20 protein-coding genes are annotated in these 20,137 nt (G+C 70.8%); 2 read left to right on the top strand and 18 right to left on the bottom strand.

What is annotated here, in order from left to right; all coding sequences use genetic code 11:
* Nucleotide 1 precedes the first annotated feature (1 nt).
* From D9C15_RS07945 to D9C15_RS07875, 15 genes are all read right to left on the bottom strand, one after another.
* Nucleotides 2–895, bottom strand: a complete 894-nt coding sequence (locus D9C15_RS07945; protein WP_127996904.1) for an XdhC family protein — start codon at nucleotides 893–895, stop codon at nucleotides 2–4.
* Between the two features lie 13 nt (nucleotides 896–908).
* Complete coding sequence (locus tag D9C15_RS07940) at nucleotides 909–2,066, bottom strand: VWA domain-containing protein (RefSeq protein ID WP_127996903.1); 1,158 nt, start codon at nucleotides 2,064–2,066, stop codon at nucleotides 909–911.
* A complete protein-coding gene (locus tag D9C15_RS07935; RefSeq protein ID WP_127996902.1) occupies nucleotides 2,063–2,956 on the bottom strand; it encodes an AAA family ATPase in 894 nt (297 codons plus the stop codon). Before D9C15_RS07935 ends, D9C15_RS07940 begins: the two co-directional genes overlap by 4 nt.
* Before the next feature lie 7 nt (nucleotides 2,957–2,963).
* Entirely contained in the window at nucleotides 2,964–3,545 is a 582-nt protein-coding gene (locus tag D9C15_RS07930) for an SRPBCC family protein (RefSeq protein WP_127996901.1), read from the bottom strand.
* The gene (locus tag D9C15_RS07925) at nucleotides 3,545–5,941 is read right to left on the bottom strand and encodes an aerobic carbon-monoxide dehydrogenase large subunit (protein WP_127996900.1); all 2,397 of its coding nucleotides are present in this window, start codon (nucleotides 5,939–5,941) and stop codon (nucleotides 3,545–3,547) included. The genes D9C15_RS07930 and D9C15_RS07925 overlap by 1 nt, the downstream gene beginning before the upstream one ends.
* Nucleotides 5,938–6,429 carry a (2Fe-2S)-binding protein gene (locus tag D9C15_RS07920; protein WP_127996899.1) on the bottom strand — a complete coding sequence of 164 codons (492 nt, stop codon included), beginning with the start codon at nucleotides 6,427–6,429 and terminating at the stop codon, nucleotides 5,938–5,940. The genes D9C15_RS07925 and D9C15_RS07920 overlap by 4 nt, the downstream gene beginning before the upstream one ends.
* A 13-nt stretch (nucleotides 6,430–6,442) precedes the next feature.
* A complete protein-coding gene (locus D9C15_RS07915) occupies nucleotides 6,443–7,303 on the bottom strand; it encodes an FAD binding domain-containing protein (protein ID WP_127996898.1) in 861 nt (286 codons plus the stop codon).
* 180 nt (nucleotides 7,304–7,483) lie between these two features.
* Nucleotides 7,484–8,233, bottom strand: a complete 750-nt coding sequence (locus D9C15_RS07910; RefSeq protein ID WP_127996897.1) for a PAS domain-containing transcriptional regulator — start codon at nucleotides 8,231–8,233, stop codon at nucleotides 7,484–7,486.
* Between the two features lie 143 nt (nucleotides 8,234–8,376).
* The gene (locus tag D9C15_RS07905; RefSeq protein ID WP_127996896.1) at nucleotides 8,377–9,111 is read right to left on the bottom strand and encodes an amino acid ABC transporter ATP-binding protein; all 735 of its coding nucleotides are present in this window, start codon (nucleotides 9,109–9,111) and stop codon (nucleotides 8,377–8,379) included.
* A 10-nt stretch (nucleotides 9,112–9,121) separates the two neighbouring features.
* A complete protein-coding gene (locus D9C15_RS07900; protein WP_127996895.1) occupies nucleotides 9,122–9,787 on the bottom strand; it encodes an amino acid ABC transporter permease in 666 nt (221 codons plus the stop codon).
* Nucleotides 9,784–10,488, bottom strand: a complete 705-nt coding sequence (locus D9C15_RS07895; RefSeq protein ID WP_127996894.1) for an amino acid ABC transporter permease — start codon at nucleotides 10,486–10,488, stop codon at nucleotides 9,784–9,786. The genes D9C15_RS07900 and D9C15_RS07895 overlap by 4 nt, the downstream gene beginning before the upstream one ends.
* A 147-nt stretch (nucleotides 10,489–10,635) precedes the next feature.
* A complete protein-coding gene (locus D9C15_RS07890) occupies nucleotides 10,636–11,538 on the bottom strand; it encodes an amino acid ABC transporter substrate-binding protein (RefSeq protein WP_127996893.1) in 903 nt (300 codons plus the stop codon).
* A gap of 149 nt (nucleotides 11,539–11,687) precedes the next feature.
* Nucleotides 11,688–13,109: an aspartate ammonia-lyase gene (locus D9C15_RS07885; RefSeq protein WP_127996892.1), complete on the bottom strand. Its 1,422-nt coding sequence runs from the start codon at nucleotides 13,107–13,109 to the stop codon at nucleotides 11,688–11,690.
* An 86-nt stretch (nucleotides 13,110–13,195) separates the two neighbouring features.
* Nucleotides 13,196–14,134, bottom strand: coding sequence for a LysR substrate-binding domain-containing protein (locus D9C15_RS07880; protein WP_127996891.1), 939 nt, complete (start codon nucleotides 14,132–14,134; stop codon nucleotides 13,196–13,198).
* 46 nt (nucleotides 14,135–14,180) lie between these two features.
* Entirely contained in the window at nucleotides 14,181–14,660 is a 480-nt protein-coding gene (locus D9C15_RS07875) for a hypothetical protein (protein WP_127996890.1), read from the bottom strand.
* Between the two features lie 207 nt (nucleotides 14,661–14,867).
* Here D9C15_RS07875 and D9C15_RS07870 point away from each other — a divergent pair, with 207 nt between their 5' ends.
* Entirely contained in the window at nucleotides 14,868–16,058 is a 1,191-nt protein-coding gene (locus D9C15_RS07870) for an MFS transporter (protein WP_127996889.1), read from the top strand.
* 264 nt (nucleotides 16,059–16,322) lie between these two features.
* Here the strand turns inward: D9C15_RS07870 and D9C15_RS07865 are convergent, their stop codons facing one another.
* A complete protein-coding gene (locus D9C15_RS07865) occupies nucleotides 16,323–18,146 on the bottom strand; it encodes an ABCB family ABC transporter ATP-binding protein/permease (protein WP_127996888.1) in 1,824 nt (607 codons plus the stop codon).
* Nucleotides 18,147–18,196: 50 nt separating this feature from the next.
* On the opposite strand from D9C15_RS07865, the gene D9C15_RS07860 reads away from it, so the two are divergent.
* Nucleotides 18,197–18,619, top strand: a complete 423-nt coding sequence (locus D9C15_RS07860) for an acyl-CoA thioesterase (RefSeq protein WP_127996887.1) — start codon at nucleotides 18,197–18,199, stop codon at nucleotides 18,617–18,619.
* On the opposite strand, the gene D9C15_RS07855 is transcribed toward D9C15_RS07860, so the two are convergent.
* Together D9C15_RS07855 and D9C15_RS07850 are read right to left on the bottom strand one after the other, a co-directional pair.
* Nucleotides 18,564–19,325 (bottom strand): SGNH/GDSL hydrolase family protein, encoded by a 762-nt coding sequence (locus D9C15_RS07855; RefSeq protein ID WP_127996886.1) that lies wholly within the window; start codon nucleotides 19,323–19,325, stop codon nucleotides 18,564–18,566. The two genes, D9C15_RS07860 and D9C15_RS07855, sit on opposite strands and share 56 nt — an antisense overlap.
* A gap of 4 nt (nucleotides 19,326–19,329) precedes the next feature.
* Complete coding sequence (locus tag D9C15_RS07850; RefSeq protein ID WP_127996885.1) at nucleotides 19,330–20,106, bottom strand: enoyl-CoA hydratase; 777 nt, start codon at nucleotides 20,104–20,106, stop codon at nucleotides 19,330–19,332.
* Nucleotides 20,107–20,137: the final 31 nt, after the last annotated feature.

Raw genomic sequence — 20,137 nt, 5'->3', positions numbered from 1 at the left:
GTCAGCGCCCGCCTCCGCAGCAGGAGGCGACCGGTGCAGCCGGCCCCTCGACCGCCGGTTCGACCGGTGCGGCAGCGGCCTGCGGTTCGACCGCCGGCAACCCCGCCCCGCGCCGCTGCGACACCACCGCCGCCAGCACCGAGAGTGCGATCTCCTCCGGCGTGCTGGCCGCCATCGGGTAACCCGCCGGCGCGACGATCGCCTCGACCGCGGCCGCCTCGGCGCCGGCGGCGATCAGCGAGCCCTTCAGCACCTGTGCCTTCTTCGCACTGGCGACGAAGGACACCTGGCGGGCCTGCAGCGCGAGCGCGAGGCGCAGGCCCTGCACGTCGCGCCGGCCCTGCGTGGCCACCACCACCCAGGCGCCGGGGCCGATCTGCGCAGTGGCGCCGGCGATCTCGTCGCTGGCGATCACGCGCTGCGCATCCGGGTAGGCCGCGGCGTCGGCCTCGTGCGCCACCAGCGTGACGCCGAAGCCGACCCGCGGCGCCAGCTGCACCAGGCTCGCGGCCACCGGCGAGGCGCCGATCACGACCAGCTGCGCGCGCGGCAGCACCGGGTCGACGAACAGCTCCAGCGTGCCGCCCGAGTGGCAGCTCATGCCGAACTCGAGCACGTCATCGAGCTGCTTCTCGTGGCCCTCGGCCGCCGGCGCGATGCGCACGAGGCGCGCGCGCCCGTCGGCCAGCGCCTCGCGCACCGTGCGCAGCACGACCGGCTGCGCGCAGCCACCGCCCACCCAGCCGTGCAACTGGCCGTCGGCGGTGACCACGGCCTTGTCGCCCGGCCGAGCCGAGGCCGGCGCGAGCGCACGCACCACGCTCACCAGCGCGTAGGGCGTGCCGGCCTGCTGCAGCCGCGTGGCCGCGGCAAAGACGGTGTCGATGGTCGACATGGGCAGTTCTCCTTCACTGCAGCCGGTCCGCGAGCGTCGCGAGATCGGCCAGGCTGTTCAAGCGATGGAAAGCGTCGACGAGCGCGCCGCGCTCGCGCACCGCCGCCATCGCCGCCGAGGCAGGTGGCTGCGGCGCCGGGTGGAACCAGGCCACACGCGCGCCGCGACCCCGCACACTTGCGAGCTCGTCGGCCAGGCGCTCGGGCTCGTCGGCATCGAAGCCGTCGGACAGGATCCACACCCGCGCGCGGCGCGTCAGCTGGGCGCGGGCATGCACGGTGTGGAAGTCCGCCAGGCTGGTGGCGATGCGTGTGCCGCCGCCGAAACCGGCGGTCACCGCGTTGACCTTCTCCTGCACCGCGGCGCTGTCGCTCTTGAGCAGCGGCGTGACCTCGGCCAGCCGGGTGTGGAACACGAACACCCGCGCCTCGACCGCGTGCACGAAGGCGCGGGCGATGCGCAGGAACAGCTGCGCATGCGTCTCCATCGAGCGGCTCACATCCACCAGGATGAACAGGCGCGGCCGCTCGCGCCGCGGCGTGCGCCAGGCCGGGTGCAGCGGCAGGCCGCCTTGGGCCAGGCTGACACGCAAGGTGCGGCGCAGGTCGAGCCGGCGGCCGCGCGGGTCGGCCTGCCAGCGGCGCGTGAGGCGCCGGCGCAGGCGCCGCGCGATGCGCTCGGCGAGCTGCTCGAGCAAGGCCAGGTCCTGAGGCAGCCACTGCGACAGCTGGCGGTCGTGCAGCGCCTCGGTGCGGCTCGCGCCGCCCTGGGCACGCGGCGCGCCGGCCTCGTCGCCGGCGGCGGGGGCCTGCAGCGCGGTGTCCGCCGGGGCACCGCGCGGCTGGCCCGGCGCCATGCTGTCGTGCAGCCCCTGCACCAGCTGCTGCAGCGAGCGGCTCGGCCGCGTCTGGCCGGAGACGCGCGTGCTGCCGCGCACGCGCTGCGGGTGCCAGTAGCGCTCGAACAGGTCCGGCCAGCGGCGCCAGTCGCGTGCATCGTGGCAGGCGATGGCACGCCAGGCCGGATCGAGCAGGCCGCTGCGTTCGACCGGCACACGCAGCGCGGCCTGCACCATGGCCTGCTGCTCGGCGATGCCGACGGCGAGACCGTGCTCACGCAGCAAGGCCGCGAACCCGGCGATCGCCTCCAGCGGCTGCGCGACGGTGTTCATGCCTTCTCCGCGACACCGACGCTGCGCCGCCCCTCGATCAGCTGGCGCACACGCTCCTCGCCGAGCTGGAAGCGGTCTTCCCGGGTCTTCAGCAGGCAGGCCAGCGTGCCGGCCAGCAGCGCCGCCTCGTCGGGCAGCGCGGCATGGCCGAGGCGGTGCAGCGCGCGCACCCAGTCCAGCGTCTCGGCGATGCCGGGTTTCTTGGCCAGGTCCTCGCGGCGCAGCCGTTGCACGAAGGCCACCGCCTGCTCGACCAGCACACCCTCGGCCTGCGGCAGCGTCGTGCGCACGATGGCGATCTCGCGCGCCAGGCCGGGGTAGTCGAGCCAGTGGTAGAGGCAGCGCCGGCGCAGCGCGTCGGACAGCTCGCGCGTGCCGTTGCTCGTGAGGATCACCTGCGGCACGTGGCGCGCGCGGATCGTGCCCAGCTCGGGCACGGTGATCTGGTCCTCCGCCAGCACCTCGAGCAGGAACGCCTCGAAGGCCTCGTCGGCGCGGTCGAGCTCGTCGATCAGCAGCACGACCGGCGTCTCGCTCGTCAGCGCCTGCAGCAGCGGGCGCTCGAGCAGGTACTCGCGCGCGAACAGGTCGGCCTCGCGCAGCGCGCTGGCGCCGGTCTCGCTGAGCCGGATCGCGAGCAGCTGGCGGCCGTAGTTCCATTCGTAGGCGGCCTGCGCCAGGTCCAGCCCCTCGTGGCATTGCAGCCGCACCAGGCGCCGGCCCTGCGCCCGCGCGAGCGCGGCGGCCAGCGCCGTCTTGCCGACGCCGGCATCGCCTTCCACCAGCAGCGGCCGCCCCAGCTCGCCGGCCAGCCACAAGGTGGTGGCCAGCGCCTCGTCGGCCAGGTAGCCGGCGCGGTGCAGGGCTTCGCGCAGCTCGGCCTCTTCCATGAACGGTTCAAGCGCGCTTGCCGAACAGGCCGGCCAGCCAGGCCTTGATCAGGTTCCACAGGATCGCCAGGCCGTTGATCTCGCGCGCGGCCTGCGGTGCCGGTGCCGGCGCGGCGGTGGCCTCCGGCCCCGGCAACGCAGCCGCCGCGGCGCGGAAGTTGTCGACGAACTGCGCCAGCAGCATGTCCGACACCTGGGTCATCATGCGGCCGCCGAACTGCGCGAACTTGCCGTTCACCACCACCGCGGCCTGGCCCACCAGCACCGAGCTGGCCGGCGTCTCGCCCGGCTCGACGGTGGCGGTCAGGTCCATCGAGGCGGACGACCCGCCGCGGTCGGCGCCCTTGCCGAACAGCTGCAGGCGGCGCGTGGCCTCGTCGAGCTGCTTCACCTCGATGTCGCCGCCGAAGGCCGCGTTGGCCGGGCCGACCTTGACCTTCACCGTGCCCTTGTAGTGCGTGGCGTCGAGCTGCTCGGTGATTTCGGCGCCGGGCATGCAGCCGGCCACCGCCTTCACGTCGCGCAGCACCTGCCACGCGCGTTCGGCATCGACTTCCAGCGGGTACCGCTTGTCCAGTTTGACTTCCATTACAGCGCCACGCCGCTTTCCTTGAGTTGCTTCCAGACACGGTACGCCGAATGCGGCATCGTCATGTGCTTGACCCCGAGGTGGGCAAAGGCATCCACCACCGCCGCCGTGAAGGTCGGGATCGAGCCGACATGCGGCGACTCGGCCACGCCCTTGGCGCCGATCGGGTGGTGCGGGCTGGGCGTGACGGTGAAGTCGGTCTCCCACTTCGGCGTCTCCACCGCGGTGGGCAGGAAGTAGTCCATCAGCGTGTTGCCCAGCAGGTTGCCCTGCGCGTCGAACGGCATCTGCTGGCCCATCGCCACCGCGTAGCCCTCGGTCAGGCCGCCGTGGATCTGGCCCTCGATGATCATCGGGTTGATGCGCGTGCCGCAGTCGTCCAGCGCGTAGAAGCGCCGCACCTGGGTCTCGCCGGTGCCGCGGTCGATGTCGACCACGCACAGGTAGATGCCGAACGGGTAGGTGAAGTTGGGCGGGTCGTAGTAGTGCACCGCCTCGAGCCCGGGCTCCAGCCCGGGCGGGGCCTGGTGGTAGGCGGCCCAGGCGATGTCCTTCATGGTCTTGAACTTCGCGTCGTCGCCCTTGACCTTGAAGCGGTCGATCTCCCAGTCGAGGTCGTTCTCGCCCACTTCCAGCAGATGGGCCGCGATCTTGCGCGCCTTCGCGTGGATCTTGCGCGCGGCCAGCGCGATCGCCGCACCGGCCACCGGCGTGGAGCGCGAGCCGTAGGTGCCCAGGCCGTAGGGCGCGGTGCTGGTGTCGCCCTCCTCGACCTGGATCACCTCGCTCGGGATGCCGAGCTCGGTGGCGATGATCTGCGCGTAGGTGGTCTGGTGGCCCTGGCCCTGCGTGATGGTGCCCATGCGCGCGATCGCGCTGCCGGTCGGGTGCACGCGGATCTCGCAACTGTCGAACATGCCGACGCCGAGGATGTCGCACATCTTGCTCGGGCCGGCACCGACCACCTCGGTGAAGGTGACGAGGCCGATGCCCATCAGCGTCGGGCTGTTCGGGTCGGCGCGTTTCTTCGCCTGCTCGGCGCGCAGGCCGGGGTAGTCGCAGGTGTCGAGCACCTTCTTCAAGGCGGTGTGGTAGTCGCCCGAGTCGTACTCGAAGCCGAAGGGGCTGTGGTACGGGAACTGCTCCTTGCGGATGAAGTTCCTGGCGCGGATCTCCGCCTTGTCGATGCCCAGCTTCTGCGCCAGGATGTCCACCATGCGCTCGATGACGTACACCGCCTCGGTGACGCGGAACGAGCAGCGGTAGGCCACCCCGCCCGGCGCCTTGTTGGTGTACACGCCCTTGACCCGGCACCACGCGGCCGGGATGTCGTAGCTGCCCGAGCAGATGTGGAACAGGCCGGCGGGGTACTTGGTCGGGTCGGCGCAGGCGTCGAAGGCGCCGTGGTCGGCGATCACGTCCACGCGCAGGCCGAGGATCTTGCCGTCCGGCGTCGCGGCGAGTTCGCCGTCCATGTGGTAGTCCCGCGCGAAGGCGGTGGTCGAGATGTTCTCGATGCGGTCCTCGATCCACTTCACCGGCTTGCCGAGCACGATGCTCGCGACGATGGCGCACACGTAGCCGGGGTAGACGCCGACCTTGTTGCCGAAGCCGCCGCCGATGTCGGGCGAGACGATGCGGATCTTCGATTCCGGCAGGCCCGACAGCAACGACACCACGGTGCGCACCACGTGCGGCGCCTGCGAGGTCATCCAGGTCGTCAGCTCGCCGCGCACCGGGTCGAAGCTCGCGACGCAGCCGCAGGTCTCCAGCGGGCAGGGGTGCACACGCGGGTAGAAGATGCGCTCCTTCACCGTGACCGGCGCGCTGGCGAAGGCGGCGTCGGCGGCCGCCTTGTCGCCCGCCTCCCAGGTGAAGATGTGGTTGTGGTGCTCGCGCGCGCCATGCGCGCCCTCGGTCTTGCCGGCCAGGTCTTCGCGCAGCACCGGCGCGCCGGGCTCGAGCGCGGCGAACGGGTCGATCACGACCGGCAGCTCCTCGTACTCGACCTGCACCGCCTCCACGCCGTCGGCCGCGGCATAACGGTCCTCGGCGATGACGACTGCCACCTCCTGCATCTGGAAGTGCACCTTGCCGTCGGCCAGCACCGCGGCCACGTCGCCGGCGAGCGTCGGCATCCAGTGCAGCTTGAGCGGCTTCAGGTCCTCGGCCGTCAGCACGGCGATCACGCCCGGCACCTTGAGCGCCTCGCTCTTGTCGATGGACTTGATGCGCGCATGCGCCAGCGGGCTGCGCACGATGTCCATGTGCAGCAGGCCGGGCAGCTTGATGTCGTCGACGTAGTTGCCCTTGCCCTGGATGAAACGTGCGTCCTCCTTGCGCAGGCGCGCGTCACCCAGGCCCTGCAGCGCAGCGATTCTTTCGGGCGCGTTCATGCGGCCTCCTTCGCAGTCGCCTGCAGCTTGGCGGCCGCGTACAGCACCGCCTTGACGATGTTCTGGTAGCCGGTGCAGCGGCACAGGTTGCCGCTCATGCCGGCGCGCACCTCGTCCTCGGTCGGGTTCGGGTTCTCCTGCAGGAAGCGGTAGGCCCGCATCAGCATGCCCGGGGTGCAGAAGCCGCACTGCAGCCCATGCTCCTTGTAGAAGCCCTCCTGCACCGCGTGCAGCACGCCGCCTTGCGCCAGGCCCTCGACCGTGAGCACCTCCGAGCCCTCGCACTGCACCGCGAGGTGGGTGCAGCTCTTGACGGACTTGCCGTCGATGTCGACGGTGCAGGCGCCGCAGTGGCTGGTCTCGCAGCCGATGTGCGCGCCGGTCAGGCTGCATTCCTCGCGCAGGAAATGCACCAGCAGCTGGCGCGGTTCGACGGCCTTCTCGACCGTTCTGCCGTTCACCTTGACGGTGACGAGTTTCTTGCCCATGCGACGTCTCCTCTCACTGGCAGCGCGCTGCGGCCTGGCGCAGCGCGCGTTGCACCATCTGGCCGGCCATCGCGAGCTTGTACTCGCGGTCGCCGCGCAGGTCTTCGGCCGGGTCGCAGGCCGCCACGGCCTTGGTGGCGGCCGCGGCGATTGCCGCGTCGCTCAGCGGCTGGCCGAGCAACGCGGCCTCGGCCTCGGCGGCGCGCAGCGCGGCCGGCGCCAGGTTGGTCAGTGCGATGCGCACGTGGCTCACCTTCCCGCCGTCCATGCGCAGCACCACGGCGGCGGCGGCGGTGGCCCAGTCGCCCGTCTTGCGCTTGAGCTTGGCGTAGGCATGGCCGGTCCTGGGCGCGCAGGCCGGGATGCGGATCTCGGTGAGGATCTCGTCCTCCGCCAGCGCCGTCATGTAGGTGCCGTGGAAGAAGCCGTCGGCCGCGACCTGGCGCTTGCCCTTAGGCCCTTCCAGCGTGAACGTGGCGTCCAGCGCCAGCATCAGCGCCGGGTGGTCGTTGCCCGGGTCGCCATGCGCGATGTCGCCGCCGATCGTGCCGCGGTTGCGCACCTGCGGATCGGCGATCTGCTTCGCCGCCTCGGGCAGCAGCGGCACCTTGGCCTGCAGCAGCGGGGAGGCGATCAGGTCGTTCTCGACCGTCATCGCGCCGATCACGACCGTCGCGCCCTCCTCGCGGATGCCGCGCAGGGCGTCGATGCGGTTCAGGTCGATCAGGTGCGCCGGCTGGGCGAAGCGCAGCTTCATCATCGGCAGCAGGCTGTGGCCACCGGCCAGCAGCTTGGCGTCGGGCAGGCTGCCGAGCAGGCCGATCGCCTCGGCCACCGAGCGCGGCGCGTGGTAGTCGAATCCGGGCGGGATCATCGTGCGTGTCTCCTGGGCGAGCCGGTCGGGGTGCCGGCTTGACGGGCGCCAAGATAGGGCGGCGCGCGGCGCCGGGGTCGCGCGTCTGCACGAACCGCGCGTGGCGATGCACGAAATGCGGCGCGCCGGCCACGAGCGGCAGCGCCGCGGCCAGGCCAGCGGGTTAACCCGGATCCGCCGTCAGCGCGCGCCGTCGGCCTCGGCGATGCCCAGGCGCGCCAGCAGCAGCGGCACGCTGGTGCGGGCCACCGGCAGGGCCGAGTTCTCGCCGCGCAGCTTCAGGCTGACCTTGCCGTCGTCGCGCACGATCTGCTCGGCGAACTCCAGGTTGGCGAGGTAGCTGCGGTGGATGCGCAGGAACGAGGCGCCGTCCAGTCGCTCGGCCAGGTCGGAGATGTTCAAGTTGCAGAAGCTCGCGCCGCGCGGCGTGCTCACCCAGGTGTAGTGGCCCTCGGCGCGCACGTAGCTCACCTCGTCGGCATCGACCAGCACGATGCGGTTCTGCGAGACGGTGGGGATCTTCTGCAGCTGGCGCTTGGCCGCCGGCTTCTGCGCGGCCGGCTCGTCGCGCGAGACCACGTCGGTGATGTCGTAGAAGATCAGCGTGTAGCCGGTGGTCTCACCGCGCAGGTCGGACAGCTTGGTCACCTTGATCAGCAGCACCCGCTCGGGGATGTTGATGATCATCGTCATCGGCGGCGGGTTGCTGACCGGGCATTCGGCCTGGTCGAGCAGGAACTTCACCTTCGGCACCGAGCGTTCCGGGTGGAACGACAGCACCATCTTCTCGAAGGGCTGCTTGTCCTCCACCGGCAGCGCGCGCCGGGCGAAGCTGTTCATGGCGACCACGGTCAGGTCGCGGTCGAGCTGCACCACGCCCACGTCGGAGCGTTCGAGCAGGTAGAGCGGGCTGGCGGCGCGACTGTCCACGCCCGCGATTCAAACACTCTTTGCGTGGCTACGTGCTGAGGGGTCTCCCGCCCAGGCCACCATCAAGCTGTCGCCGCGGATCCGGCTTCGCCGGTCCGCTGGCGGCGCCCCCTGGGGGGAGCGCCGCAGGCGCTACGGGGGGGTCAATGCTGCAGGATCTTGGACAGGAAGTCCTTCGCGCGCGGCGAGCGGGCGTCGGGTTTGCCGAAGAAGTCTTCCTTCTTGCAGTCCTCGACGATCTTGCCGGCGTCCATGAAGATGACGCGGTGGCTGACCTTCTTCGCGAAGCCCATCTCGTGGGTGACGCACATCATCGTCATGCCCTCGTTGGCGAGCTGCACCATCACGTCGAGCACCTCGCCCACCATCTCGGGGTCGAGCGCCGAGGTGGGCTCGTCGAACAGCATCACGATCGGGTCCATCGACAGCGCCCGCGCGATCGCCACGCGCTGCTGCTGGCCGCCGGAGAGCTGGCCGGGGTACTTGTCCTTGTGCGCCATCAGGCCCACGCGGTCGAGCATCTTCAGGCCGCGTGTCTTGGCCTCGTCGGCGTTGCGGCCGAGCACCTTGGTCTGCGCGATCGTCAGGTTCTCGGTCACCGAGAGGTGGGGGAACAGCTCGAAGTGCTGGAACACCATGCCCACGCGGCTGCGCAGCTTGGGCAGGTTGGTCTTCGGGTCGGAGATGCTGATGCCGTCGACCACGATGTCGCCCTTCTGGAAGGGCTCGAGCGCATTGACGGTCTTGATCAGGGTGGACTTGCCCGAGCCCGACGGCCCGCACACCACCACCACCTCGCCCTTTTCGATCTTGGTGGTGCAGTCGGTCAGGACCTGGAAGCTGCCGTACCACTTGCTGACGTTCTTGATGTCGATCACTGCAGCCTCCTCAGCGGATGATCTGGATCTTCTGCTGCAGCCGGCGCACCAGCATCGACAGCGAGAAGCAGATGATGAAGTAGACGACGGCGGCGACGAGGTAGGTCTCCACCGGCCGGTTGAAGTTCTTGCCCGCGACCTCGAAGCCCTTGAGCAGGTCGTAGGCGCCGATCGCGTAGACCAGCGAGGTGTCCTGGAACAGGATGATGGTCTGCGTCAGCAGCACCGGCAGCATGTTGCGGAAGGCCTGCGGCAGCACGACCAGCTTCATGCACTGCGCATAGGTCATGCCCACCGCATAGCCGGCGTGGACCTGGCCCTTGGGCACGCTCTGGATGCCGGCGCGCATGATCTCGGAGTAGTACGCCGCCTCGAACACCGTGAAGGTGATGATGGCCGACAGCTCCGCGCCCATCGGCCGCCCGATCAGCAGCGGGATCAGCAGGAAGAACCACAGGATCACCATCACCAGCGGGATCGAGCGCAGCGTGTTCACGTAGAACGCCGCCGGCAGCACCAGCCACTTCTTGCCCGACAGCCGCATCAGCGCCAGCACGGTGCCCAGCGCGATGCCGCCCAGCATCGCGATGATGGTCAGCTGGATCGAGAAGATGAAGCCCTTGGCGACGAAGCTGGAGATGACACCCCAGTTGAGGAAGCCGAAGTCGAGGTTCACTTGTGGCCTCCGATCATGCCGGGCACGGCCACGCGATGTTCGATGAAGAGCGCAAGACGGTTGATCGCGAACGCCGACACGAAGTACAGCGCCGTCACCGCGAGGTAGATCTCCACGCCGCGCGAGGTCTCCTCCTGCGCCTGCATCGCGAACATCGTCAGCTCGGCGATGCTCACCGCAAAGGCCACCGAGGAGTTCTTGATGATGTTCATCGACTCGCTGGTCAGCGGCGGGATGACGATGCGGAAGGCCATCGGCAGGATCACGTAGCGGTAGGTCTGCGGCAGCGTGAAGCCCATCGCCAGGCCGGCGTAGCGCTGGCCCTTGGGCAGCGCCTGGATGCCGGCCTTCACCTGCTCGGCGATGCGCGCCGAGGTGAAGAAGCCGAGCGCGAAGACCACCAGCACGAAGCTCGGCACGCTCTTCAGGCTGGTGAAGAGGGCCGGGATCACGTGGTACCAGAGGAAGATCTGCACCAGCAGCGGGATGTTGCGGAACAGCTCGGTCCAGGCGTTGCCCAGCAGCACCAGCCCCTTGTGCGGCGTGGTGCGCAGGATGCCCATCAGCGAGCCCACCAGCAGCGCCACCGCCAGCGCGCAGGCTGCGACCGAGAGCGTCCATCCCCAGGCCGACATCATCCACTGCAGGTAGGTTTCCCCTCCGCCGGTGTCCTGCAGGAACACCTGCCAGTCCCATGTCATCGCGCTGCCTCCTGGGCTCTTGTCGTGATCGGGCAGAAAAAAGCGCGACGCGGGGTGACCGTCGCCGCGCTTGACGCAGCATAAGCAAGCCCCGCGCCCGGGCGCCTCAGGGCTTGCCTGGGTGGCGCCGGGGCGAAAGGGCCGCGCTTACTTCTTCGCGTAGTCTTCCATCGGCTTGTCGTTCGGGTTCGCCCAGGCCGCCTTGGTGGCCTCCGACAGCGGCAGGCCGACCTTGGTGTTCGAGGGCGGGATCGGCTGCATGAACCACTTGTCGTAGGTCTTGGCCATCTCGCCGCTCTTGATCTGCGCGATGATGCTGTCGTCCACCGCCTTCTTGAAGGCCGGGTCGTCCTTGCGGAACATGATCGCGATCGGCTCGACCGACAGCACCTCGCCGACGATCCTGTAGTCGGCCGGGTTCTTGGACTTGCTGATGTTGCCGGCCAGGATCTGGCCGTCCATCACGAACGCGTCGGCGCGGCCGCTCTCGAGCAGCAGGAAGCTGTCGGCGTGGTCCTTGCCGAACACCTCCTTGAAGTCGACGCCGCCGGCACGCTCGTGCTTGCGCAGGGTCTGCACGGAGGTGGTGCCGGTGGTGGTGGCGATCGTCTTGCCGTTCAGGTCCTTGATCGAGTTGATGCCCGAGTTCGCCTTGGTGGCGATACGCACTTCCTCGACGTAGGTGGTCACAGCGAAGGCCACGTCCTTCTGGCGCGTGGCGTTGTTGGTGGTCGAGCCGCACTCGATGTCCACGGTGCCGTTCTGCACCAGCGGAATGCGGTTCTGCGAGGTGACGGGCTGGTACTTGATGTCGAGCTTGGCCAGCCCGAGCTGCTTCTGGATGTCGGCCAGCACCTTGGTGCAGACCTCGGTGTGGAAGCCCACGTACTTGCCGTCGCCCAGCGTGTAGGCCAGCGCGCCCGAGGACTCGCGCACGCCCATGGTCACCGAGCCGGACTCCTTGATCTTCTTGAGCGTGTCCGCCTGGGCACCGGCGGCCACCAACGCGGCGGCCAGCGCGACGAGCGAGACCTGCACAGCCTTCTTCATAGCGACTCCTGAGGGGTTGACAGAGGGTGAAGGAAGAACGGGATTCTAGGGAGCGGGGACATCCGGGTCTTCACGGGGTTCCCCGCCCCGCAGCGGGTGTGGCCATCGGGTTCGCAAGCTCCATGCCTAGACCACTCGGCGAGCCCCGCTCAGCGCACCAGCCGCACCGGCTGGGTGAGCCGCTCGGGCACCAGCAGCGCGGCCATCTCGGCCTCGCCCATCAGCCCGAGGCGCTGCGCCGTGGCCGCGATCGTGCCCCCCTCGGCCAGCGCGGTCTTGGCGATGAGCGCCGCCTTCTCGTAGCCGATGATCGGGTTCAGCGCCGTCACCAGCGTCACCGACTCGGCCACGCGGCGCGCCAGCAGCTCGTGGTTGGCCGCGATGCCCTCGACGCAGTTCTCGCGCAGCGTTCGGCAGGCCCGGCTCAGGTGCACGATGCTCTTGTGCAGCGACCAGCCCATGATCGGCTCGAAGGCGTTGAGCTGCAGCTGCCCGGCCTCGGAGGCCATCGTGATCGTCACGTCGTTGCCGATCACCTCGAAGGCGACCTGGTTCATCACCTCCGGGATCACCGGGTTGACCTTGCCCGGCATGATCGACGAGCCGGCCTGGCGCGGCGGCAGCCGGATGTCGCCGAAGCCGGCCTGCGGGCCGGAGGACAGCAGCCGCAGGTCGTTGCAGGTCTTGCTGAGCTTGCAGGCCACGCGCTTGAGCACGCCCGACAGCTGCACGAAGGCGCCGGTGTCCTGCGTCGCCTCGACCAGGTTCTCGGCCAGCGTGACCGGCACGCCGCTGGTCTCGCGCAGCAGCGGGATCACCGCCTCGGCGTAGCCGTGCGGCGCGTTGATGCCGGTGCCGATCGCCGTGGCGCCCAGGTTCACCTCCTGGATCAGCGCACGTGCCTCGCGCAGGCGCTGCTCGTCCTCGCCGATCATGATGGCGAAGGCCTGGAACTCCTGGCCGAGCGTCATCGGCACCGCGTCCTGCAGCTGGGTGCGGCCGATCTTCAGCACCGCCTTGAACTCCTCCGCCTTGGCGGCGAAGGCGCCGCGCAGCGCGGCCATCTCGGCGAGCAACGCCTCGATGCCGGCCCAGGCCGCCAGGCGCAGCGCGGTCGGGTAGACGTCGTTGGTGCTCTGCGAGGCGTTGACGTGGTCGTTCGGGTGCAGCGCCGCGTAGTCGCCGCGCTGGCGGCCCAGGTGCTCGAGCGCGCGGTTGGCGATCACCTCGTTGGCGTTCATGTTGGTCGAGGTGCCGGCGCCGCCCTGGATCACGTCGACCACGAACTGCTCGTGCAGCTGCCCGGCGAGCAGGTCGTCGCAGGCGCGTTCGATGGCCTCGGCGCGCGGCGCGTCGAGCACGCCGAAGCCCCGGTTGGCGCGCGCCGCCGCCTTCTTGACCGCGGCCAGCGCGCGCACCAGCTCGGGCCACTGGCCGACCGTGTGGCCGGAGATCGGGAAGTTCTCCACCGCGCGGGCGCTGTGCACGCCCCAGTAGGCGGCTTGCGGGATGACGCGCGGGCCGAGGAAGTCCTGCTCGGTGCGGGTCGCTTGGGGGGTGTCTGCTTGCATGGGGGCGCACTGTAGGCGCGGCCCCCGTGTCGTGGCCAATGCCGTTTCGCGGCCGGGCCATGCAATCCTTGCATGGCCCCTCCGGGTCAACCCTGAGCCGGAGACCGGCGCGCCTCGCTGCGCAGGAAGTCCCACAGCGCCAGCGCGCCGGCCTTGGCGTGGCGCGCGGTCTCGGGCCGCTCGCGGTAGATGCGCACCTCCATGGTCAGCTCGTGCTGGCCCGGCTCGGCGGCACGCACCAGGCGCTTGCCCTTGAGCTCCTTGCGCACCGAGCTGGCGGGCAGGAAGGCCAGGCCGTGGCCCTCCAGCGCCATCGCCTTCAGGCCCTCGGCCATGTCGGTCTCGTAGACCGGCTCGAGCGCGAGCGCAGGGCTGGCCTCGCGCATGATCACGCCGACCAGGCGGCCGAGGTAGGCGCCCTCGCCGTAGCTCAGGAAGGGCAGCTTGTGCGCCGGTGAGCCGGGCAGGCGGTACAGCGGCGCGCCCGCCGCGTCGGCCTTGGCATAGGGCGCGAGTGTCTCGCGGCCGAGGCTGAGCATCTCGTAGCGGTCACCCGGCAGCTGCAGCGGGTCGCTCGCGTGGTGGTAGGCGATCAGCAGGTCGCAGCCGCCCTCGGTGAGCTGCAGCACCGCGTCGTGCACGTTCAGCGTGATGAGGCGGCTCTTGAGCGCGCCGAAGCGCTCGCGCAGGTCCGTCAGCCACTGCGGGAAGAAGCTGAAGGCCAGCGAGTGCGGCACCGCGAACTCGATCATGTCCGCCGCGCCGCTCTGGTGTGCGCGCATCATGTTGCGCGTGGCCTGCAGCGTGCCGAGGATCTCGAGCGCCTGCGCGTGCAGCGTCTCGCCCGCGGGCGTCAGCCGCGTCGGATAGGACGAGCGGTCGACCAGGTCGATGCCGGCCCAGGCCTCGAGGGCCTGGATGCGGCGCGAGAACGCGGGCTGGGTGACGTGGCGCAGCTGCGCCGAGCGCGAGAAGCTGCGCGTCTCGGCGAGGCTGACGAAGTCCTCGAGCCACTTGGTTTCCACGGCCGGCAGTGTAGCCAGCCGCTCCGGGGCGGGGCCCCGGATCCGCTCAGCGCAGGCCGGCCGAGCGGGACACGACACCGCGGAAGGACTGCGCGAGGTCGGCCGCCAGTGCGGCGATCCCGGCGCGGTCGGTGGCCGCTTCCTGCGCGCGCACGGTCAGGTCGGCCGACCAGAACTTACCGCCCAGGGAGTCGACCGCGGCGAGGCGGAAGGTCACCTGGCTGTCGTCCGCGCCGCAGGCGAAGCGGCCCTCCACCGGGGTCAGCGTCAGGCGCTGCGGGCCGTCCACGGCCACGCCCGACAGGCGTACCGCCTCCCGCACCTCGCCCGCGGCGCTGCTGCGCAGCGCGGCCAGCGTGGCCGACGCGCTCTCGGCACCGTTCACGCCATTCAGTGCGCTGCAGGCCTCGAAGCCGAAGCTTTCGTTCTCCACCCACACGATGTCGCCGTCGGCGGCCGACTGGGCGCCCGCGAGGGCATGGACGGCCGCGAGGGCCCAGGCGCTGATCCAACGATTCTTCTTCATCTCGACCGTCCTTCCCTGGAGGTGTCAGTGGCAGTGACGGCACTGTAGGAAGAAGCGACCAGGCATGCGCGTGGCGCCGACCGATGCCACAAGTGCGCGTGGCTCAGATCACGGGCTCATTTCACGCCGGCATGACGCGGCCTGCGTTCGGGTCACCGCGCGCGGCGCGGCGTCACGCCGACCGCGCCGCAGGCACACTGCAACGCGATGACCGATCCGAATCCCAGCGCCGCCGCGCGGCGCGCCGCCTGGCTGGTGTTCGCCGCCGGCGTGTGTGCCGCCTTGCATGTCGGCAAGCTGCCCCCGGCCATCGTCGCGCTGCGCGACGCTCTGGGCATGAGCCTGGTCGAGGCGGGGTTCCTGCTCTCGCTGGTGCAGGCGGCCGGCATGGCGGCGGGCATCGTCTTCGGCCTGCTCGCCGACGCGATCGGGCTGCGCCGCAGCATGCAGGCCGGGCTGGTACTGCTGGCCGCCGCGAGCGTGCTCGGCGCGGCGGCCGAGAGCGTCGCGACGCTGCTCGCGCTGCGCGCGCTGGAGGGCGTCGGCTTCCTGATGGTGGTGCTGCCCGCGCCCGGACTGATGCGCCGCCTGGTGCCGCCGCAGCGTTTGTCGCTGATGCTGGGCGTGTGGGGCACCTACATGCCGCTGGGCGCGGCGATCGGCCTGCTGGCCGGGCCGGTGTGGATCGCGGCACTGGGCTGGCGCTCGTGGTGGCTGCTGCTGGGTGCGCTGTCCGCGCTGTCGGCGCTGTCGCTGCGCACGGTCGTCGAGGCGCCGGCGGATGCACGCAGCGGCGGCTTGCCGGAGCGCCTGGCGCGCACGCTGCGCGACGCCGGGCCCTGGCTGGTGGCGGGCTGCTTCGCGCTCTACTCGAGCCAGTGGCTGGCGGTGATCGGCTTCCTGCCCACCATCTACACCGGCGCCGGCATCGCGCCGGCGCTGACCGGCGTGCTGACCGCGCTGGCCGCCGCGGTCAACATGCTCGGCAACCTCGGCGCCGGGCGCCTGCTGCAGCGCGGCGTGGCCCCGCCGCGGCTGCTGGCCACCGGCTTCGTCGTGATGGCGCTGGCCGCCGGCGCGGCCTTTGCCGGCGGCCCCGAGGCGGGCCTGCCGCCGGCCGGACGCTTCCTCGCGGTGCTGGTGTTCTCGGGTGTCGGCGGCATGGTGCCGGCCACGCTGTTCGCGCTCGCCATGCGCCTGGCGCCGGGCGAGGACACCGTCTCGACGACGGTGGGCTGGATGCAGCAGCTGTCGGCCCTGGGCCAGTTCGCCGGGCCGCCGATCGTCGCCGCGCTGGCCGCCCGCGCGGGCGGCTGGCACTGGACCTGGCTGGCCACCGGCAGCGCCTCGCTGCTGGCGCTGGGCCTGGCCGCACTGGTGGCGCGGCGCTTGCGCTAGGGCCTGTTCACACGACGGGAGGGCTCGCGTGACTCGACAAACAGGCGCCCGCAAGGCGCACGGTGCAGCCCAGGCTGGACGCCTGGGCAAGACGGGCAACGCGGCGGACGCCTGTTTGCCGAGATCACCCGCAGGGCCGGGGTACCCCAAGGCGCTGGGCCGCGTTGCGCCACTGGCCCAGGCCGCCAGCCTGGGCTGCGCGCCGCGCCTTGCCCAGCGCCTTGGGCCACCCCGGCGCGAGCCCTCCCGTCGTGTGAACAGGCCCTAGGCCGGCTCTTCCTCGCCCGCCTGCTGCAGCCGCCACATCTCGGCGTAGCGCCCGCCGCGCTCGAGCAGCTCGGCATGCGTGCCGCGCTCGACGATGCGACCGTGCTCCATCACCAGGATCTGGTGCGCGTCGGCCACCGTCGAGAGCCGGTGCGCGATCACCAGCGCCGTCTTGTTGCGCGCCGCGCTCTTCAGCTCCTCCTGGATGGCGCGTTCGTTGGCCGAGTCGAGCGCCGAGGTGGCCTCGTCGAAGATCAGCAGCGGCGGGTTCTTCAGCAGCGTGCGCGCGATCGCCACGCGCTGCTTCTCGCCGCCGGAGAGCTTGAGCCCGCGCTCGCCCACCATCGTGTCGTAGCCCCGGGGCGTGCTCGTGATGAAGCGGTGGATGTGCGCCGCCTGCGCCGCGGCCTCCACCTCGGCGCGGCCCGCGCCCGGCCGGCCGTAGGCGATGTTGTATTCGACCGTGTCGTTGAACAGCACCGTGTCCTGCGGCACGATGCCGATGGCCGCGCGCAGGCTTTTCTGCGTCACCTGCCGGATGTCCTGGCCGTCGATCAGGATGCGCCCGGCGTCGACGTCGTAGAAGCGGTAGAGCAGCCGCGCCAGCGTGCTCTTGCCCGAGCCCGACGGGCCGACCACCGCGACCGTCTTGCCGGCCGGGATCTCGAAGTCGATGCCATGCAGGATCTCGCGTTCGCGGTCGTAGCCAAAGCGCACGCCCTCGAAGCGCACCGCCGCGCCGTGCGTGGCCAGCGGCGGCGCGCCCGGCGCGTCGGCCACCTCGCGGTGCTCGCCGAGCAACAGGAACATCTTCTCCATGTCGATCATCGACTGCTTGATCTCGCGGTAGATGACGCCCAGGAAGTTCAGCGGGATGTAGAGCTGGATCATGAGCGCGTTGACCAGCACCAGGTCGCCCAGCGTCATCGTGCCGGCGACCACGCCGACGGTGGCACGCCACACCAGCAGCACCACGGCCGCCGAGATGATCAGGCTCTGGCCCAGGTTCAGCAGCGACAGCGAGGTCTGCGACTTGACCGAGGCGCGCTCGAGCTGGCGCAGGTTCTCGTCGTAGCGGGCCTGCTCGAAGGCCTCGTTGCCGAAGTACTTGACCGTCTCGTAGTTGATCAGCGCGTCGACCGCCTTGGTGTTGGCCTTGCTGTCCTGCTCGTTCATGGCACGGCGGAAATGCGTGCGCCACTCCGTGACCGTGACGGTGAAGCCGATGTAGAGCACCAGCGCGGTGAGCGTGATGGCGGCGAACCAGCCGTCGAACTTGGCCGACAGCAGCGCGATCACCAGCGTCATCTCCACCAGCGTGGGCGCGATGGTGTAGATGGTGTAGTTCAGCAGCGAGTGGATCGAACGCGAGCCGCGTTCGATGTCGCGCGAGACACCGCCGGTCTGGCGCTCGAGGTGGAAGCGCAGGCTCAGGCTGAGCAGGTGCTCGAAGGCCTCCAGCGAGACGCGCCGCGCGATGCGCGCAGCCACCGGGTAGAACAGGAACTCGCGCAGTTCGGTGAACAGCGTCACCGAGACACGCAGCGCGCCGTAGGCCAGCAGCAGCGCCACCGGCACGACGAGCGCCGTGCGCGGGTCGCCCGGCTTCAGGTCGAGCGCGTCGACCAGGCCCTTGAGCACCAGCGGCACGCCGACGTTGGCCACCTTGGCCGCCACCAGGAAGGCGAGCGCCAGCAGCACGCGCCAGCGCCACTGCCAGACGTAGGGCGCGAGCTTGCGCAGCGTGGCCCAGTCCGAGCGCGGCGCGCCCGTGGCGGGCGCGGCCGGGGCGCTGGACATCGGCAGGCTGTGGCGGCGCATGACGGCGGGGCGTGGAAGAATGCGGCAGGACCCACCGCAGGTGCAGCAATATGCCCGAGATTTCAAGCCACCCCGACGCGGCCACCCCGCTGCAGCTCCCCGAGGACCGCCAGCTCGTGATGCGCGTGATGCCGATGCCGGCCGACGCCAACGGCAACGGCGACATCTTCGGCGGCTGGATCATGGCCCAGGTCGACCTGGCCGGCGCGGTGCTGCCGGCGCGCATCTCCAAGGGCCGCATCGCCACCGTGGCGGTGAACCAGTTCGTGTTCAAGCAGCCGGTCTCGGTGGGCGACCTGCTGAGCTTCTATGCCAAGGTGGAGCGCATCGGCAACACCTCGATCACCGTGCACGTCGAGGTCTACGCCGAACGCAACCCGGCCGACCTGCAGGTGGTCAAGGTGACCGAGGCCAACCTCACCTACGTGGCGATCGACCTCCAGGGCCAGCCGCGCCAGATCCCGAAAGTCTGAGAAGCCGCTCGGCGACGAAGCCGGCCAGCGCCTCGCCGCAGGCGCGGTAGACCGGCGCGCCGGGGTGGAAGCCGTCCAGCGCCATGTTCTCCGGCCCGAGCCGCAGCGCGATCGGCACGTGGTGCACGTCCGCGCGCGTGGCGGCCCAGCGCGCCAGCGCCGCGTCGTGCGCACGCGCCTCGGCCCCGGCGATCCAGCGCAGCGGCTGCGGCAGCAGCGGGAACTGGTGCATCGGCGGCAGCGGCGCGAACACCACGTGGCGCACGCCGGTCTCGGTGCGCAGCCAGTCGACCAGCGCCGCGCGCTGCTGGACGGCGCGGCGCGGTGCCACCTGCTCGACCACGTCGTTCACGCCCAGCACCGCCACGGCCAGATCATGCGGACCGGGCGGCGCCTCCTGCAGCAGCGCCAGCGCCTGCGCGCTGGTCGTCCCGCTGCGTGCCTGCAGGCACCAGTCGATGCGGCGCCCGCTGCGCGCGGCCAGCGTGCGCGTCAGGTGTCCGGCGAGCGCCTCGTCCTGCGTCGCCACGCCCACGCCGGCCGCCGACGAGTCACCCACGATCAGCAGGCGCAGGGGCTCGCCTTCGCCCACCCGGCCTTCGCGCGGCCCGTCGGCCTCCGGCAGCGTTGGCGCGCGCCGCCGCAGCGCCACCGCCTGTGCGATCAGCACCGGCAGCAGCGCGGGCTTCAGCGCGGCGGCGAGCACCGGTTCAGGAGAACTTCGAGAAGTCGGGCTTGCGCTTCTGGAAGAAGGCCTGGAAGGCCTCCATCGCCTCGGGGCTGCGCAGCCGCTGCGCGAACAGCTCACCCTCGACGGCGATGGTCTTCAGCACCTCCTCGGCGCTGGCGCGGCGCAACAGCTTCTTGGTCTCGCGCACCGCGCCCGGCGGCAGCGCGTTGAAGCGCTCGGCCACCCGGCGCGCATGGTTCACCACCTCGCCGGCCGGCAGCACGGCGTTGGCGATGCCGGCCTCCACCGCGTCCTGCGGCGAGAACAGATCGCCCAGCAGCAGCTTCTCGGCGGCACGCACCTGGCCCATCAGGCGCGGCACGATCAGGCTGGAGGCGAACTCGGGCACCAGGCCGAGGCTGACGAAGGGCATCGCCAGGCGCGCCTCGTCCGACACGTAGACGAGGTCGCAGTGCAGCAGCATCGTCGTGCCGATGCCGACCGCCGCGCCGGTGACCGCGGCGATCACCGGCTTGTCGATGCCCGTCAGTGCGCGCATGAAGCGGAACACCGGCGAGTCCGGGTTGGCCGTGCCCTCGCCGGGACCGCGCCTCATGAAGTCCTCGATGTCGTTGCCGCTGCTGAAGATGCCGGGCTGGCCGGTGATCAGCACGGCGCGCACCGCGGCATCGGCCTGCGCCGCATCCAGCGCCTCGGCCATGGCCTGGTACATCGCGATGGTCAGCGCATTCTTCTTCTCGGGCCGCGCGATCTCGATCGTCGCCACGCCCTCGCTCACGCCGGTGCGGATGCTCATGCAGGTGTCTCCTCGGTGGATGGGCGGGGCC

It is taken from the genome of Piscinibacter defluvii, assembly GCF_004011805.1.
Classification (GTDB): Bacteria; Pseudomonadota; Gammaproteobacteria; order Burkholderiales; family Burkholderiaceae_C; genus Piscinibacter; species Piscinibacter defluvii.
Note: the sequence above shows the minus strand (reverse complement) of the source record. Positions and strands in the feature narration are given on the sequence as shown.

Bases quoted from the DNA above. Each gene is read 5' to 3' on its own strand.
- D9C15_RS07945 (WP_127996904.1), bottom strand. From the start codon at position 895: ATGTCGACCATCGACACCGTCTTTGCCGCGGCCACGCGGCTGCAGCAG.
- D9C15_RS07940 (WP_127996903.1), bottom strand. From the start codon at position 2,066: ATGAACACCGTCGCGCAGCCGCTGGAGGCGATCGCCGGGTTCGCGGCC.
- D9C15_RS07935 (WP_127996902.1), bottom strand. From the start codon at position 2,956: ATGGAAGAGGCCGAGCTGCGCGAAGCCCTGCACCGCGCCGGCTACCTG.
- D9C15_RS07930 (WP_127996901.1), bottom strand. From the start codon at position 3,545: ATGGAAGTCAAACTGGACAAGCGGTACCCGCTGGAAGTCGATGCCGAA.
- D9C15_RS07925 (WP_127996900.1), bottom strand. From the start codon at position 5,941: ATGAACGCGCCCGAAAGAATCGCTGCGCTGCAGGGCCTGGGTGACGCG.
- D9C15_RS07920 (WP_127996899.1), bottom strand. From the start codon at position 6,429: ATGGGCAAGAAACTCGTCACCGTCAAGGTGAACGGCAGAACGGTCGAG.
- D9C15_RS07915 (WP_127996898.1), bottom strand. From the start codon at position 7,303: ATGATCCCGCCCGGATTCGACTACCACGCGCCGCGCTCGGTGGCCGAG.
- D9C15_RS07895 (WP_127996894.1), bottom strand. From the start codon at position 10,488: ATGACATGGGACTGGCAGGTGTTCCTGCAGGACACCGGCGGAGGGGAA.
- D9C15_RS07890 (WP_127996893.1), bottom strand. From the start codon at position 11,538: ATGAAGAAGGCTGTGCAGGTCTCGCTCGTCGCGCTGGCCGCCGCGTTG.
- D9C15_RS07885 (WP_127996892.1), bottom strand. From the start codon at position 13,109: ATGCAAGCAGACACCCCCCAAGCGACCCGCACCGAGCAGGACTTCCTC.
- D9C15_RS07875 (WP_127996890.1), bottom strand. From the start codon at position 14,660: ATGAAGAAGAATCGTTGGATCAGCGCCTGGGCCCTCGCGGCCGTCCAT.
- D9C15_RS07870 (WP_127996889.1), top strand. From the start codon at position 14,868: ATGACCGATCCGAATCCCAGCGCCGCCGCGCGGCGCGCCGCCTGGCTG.
- D9C15_RS07865 (WP_127996888.1), bottom strand. From the start codon at position 18,146: ATGCGCCGCCACAGCCTGCCGATGTCCAGCGCCCCGGCCGCGCCCGCC.
- D9C15_RS07860 (WP_127996887.1), top strand. From the start codon at position 18,197: ATGCCCGAGATTTCAAGCCACCCCGACGCGGCCACCCCGCTGCAGCTC.
- D9C15_RS07850 (WP_127996885.1), bottom strand. From the start codon at position 20,106: ATGAGCATCCGCACCGGCGTGAGCGAGGGCGTGGCGACGATCGAGATC.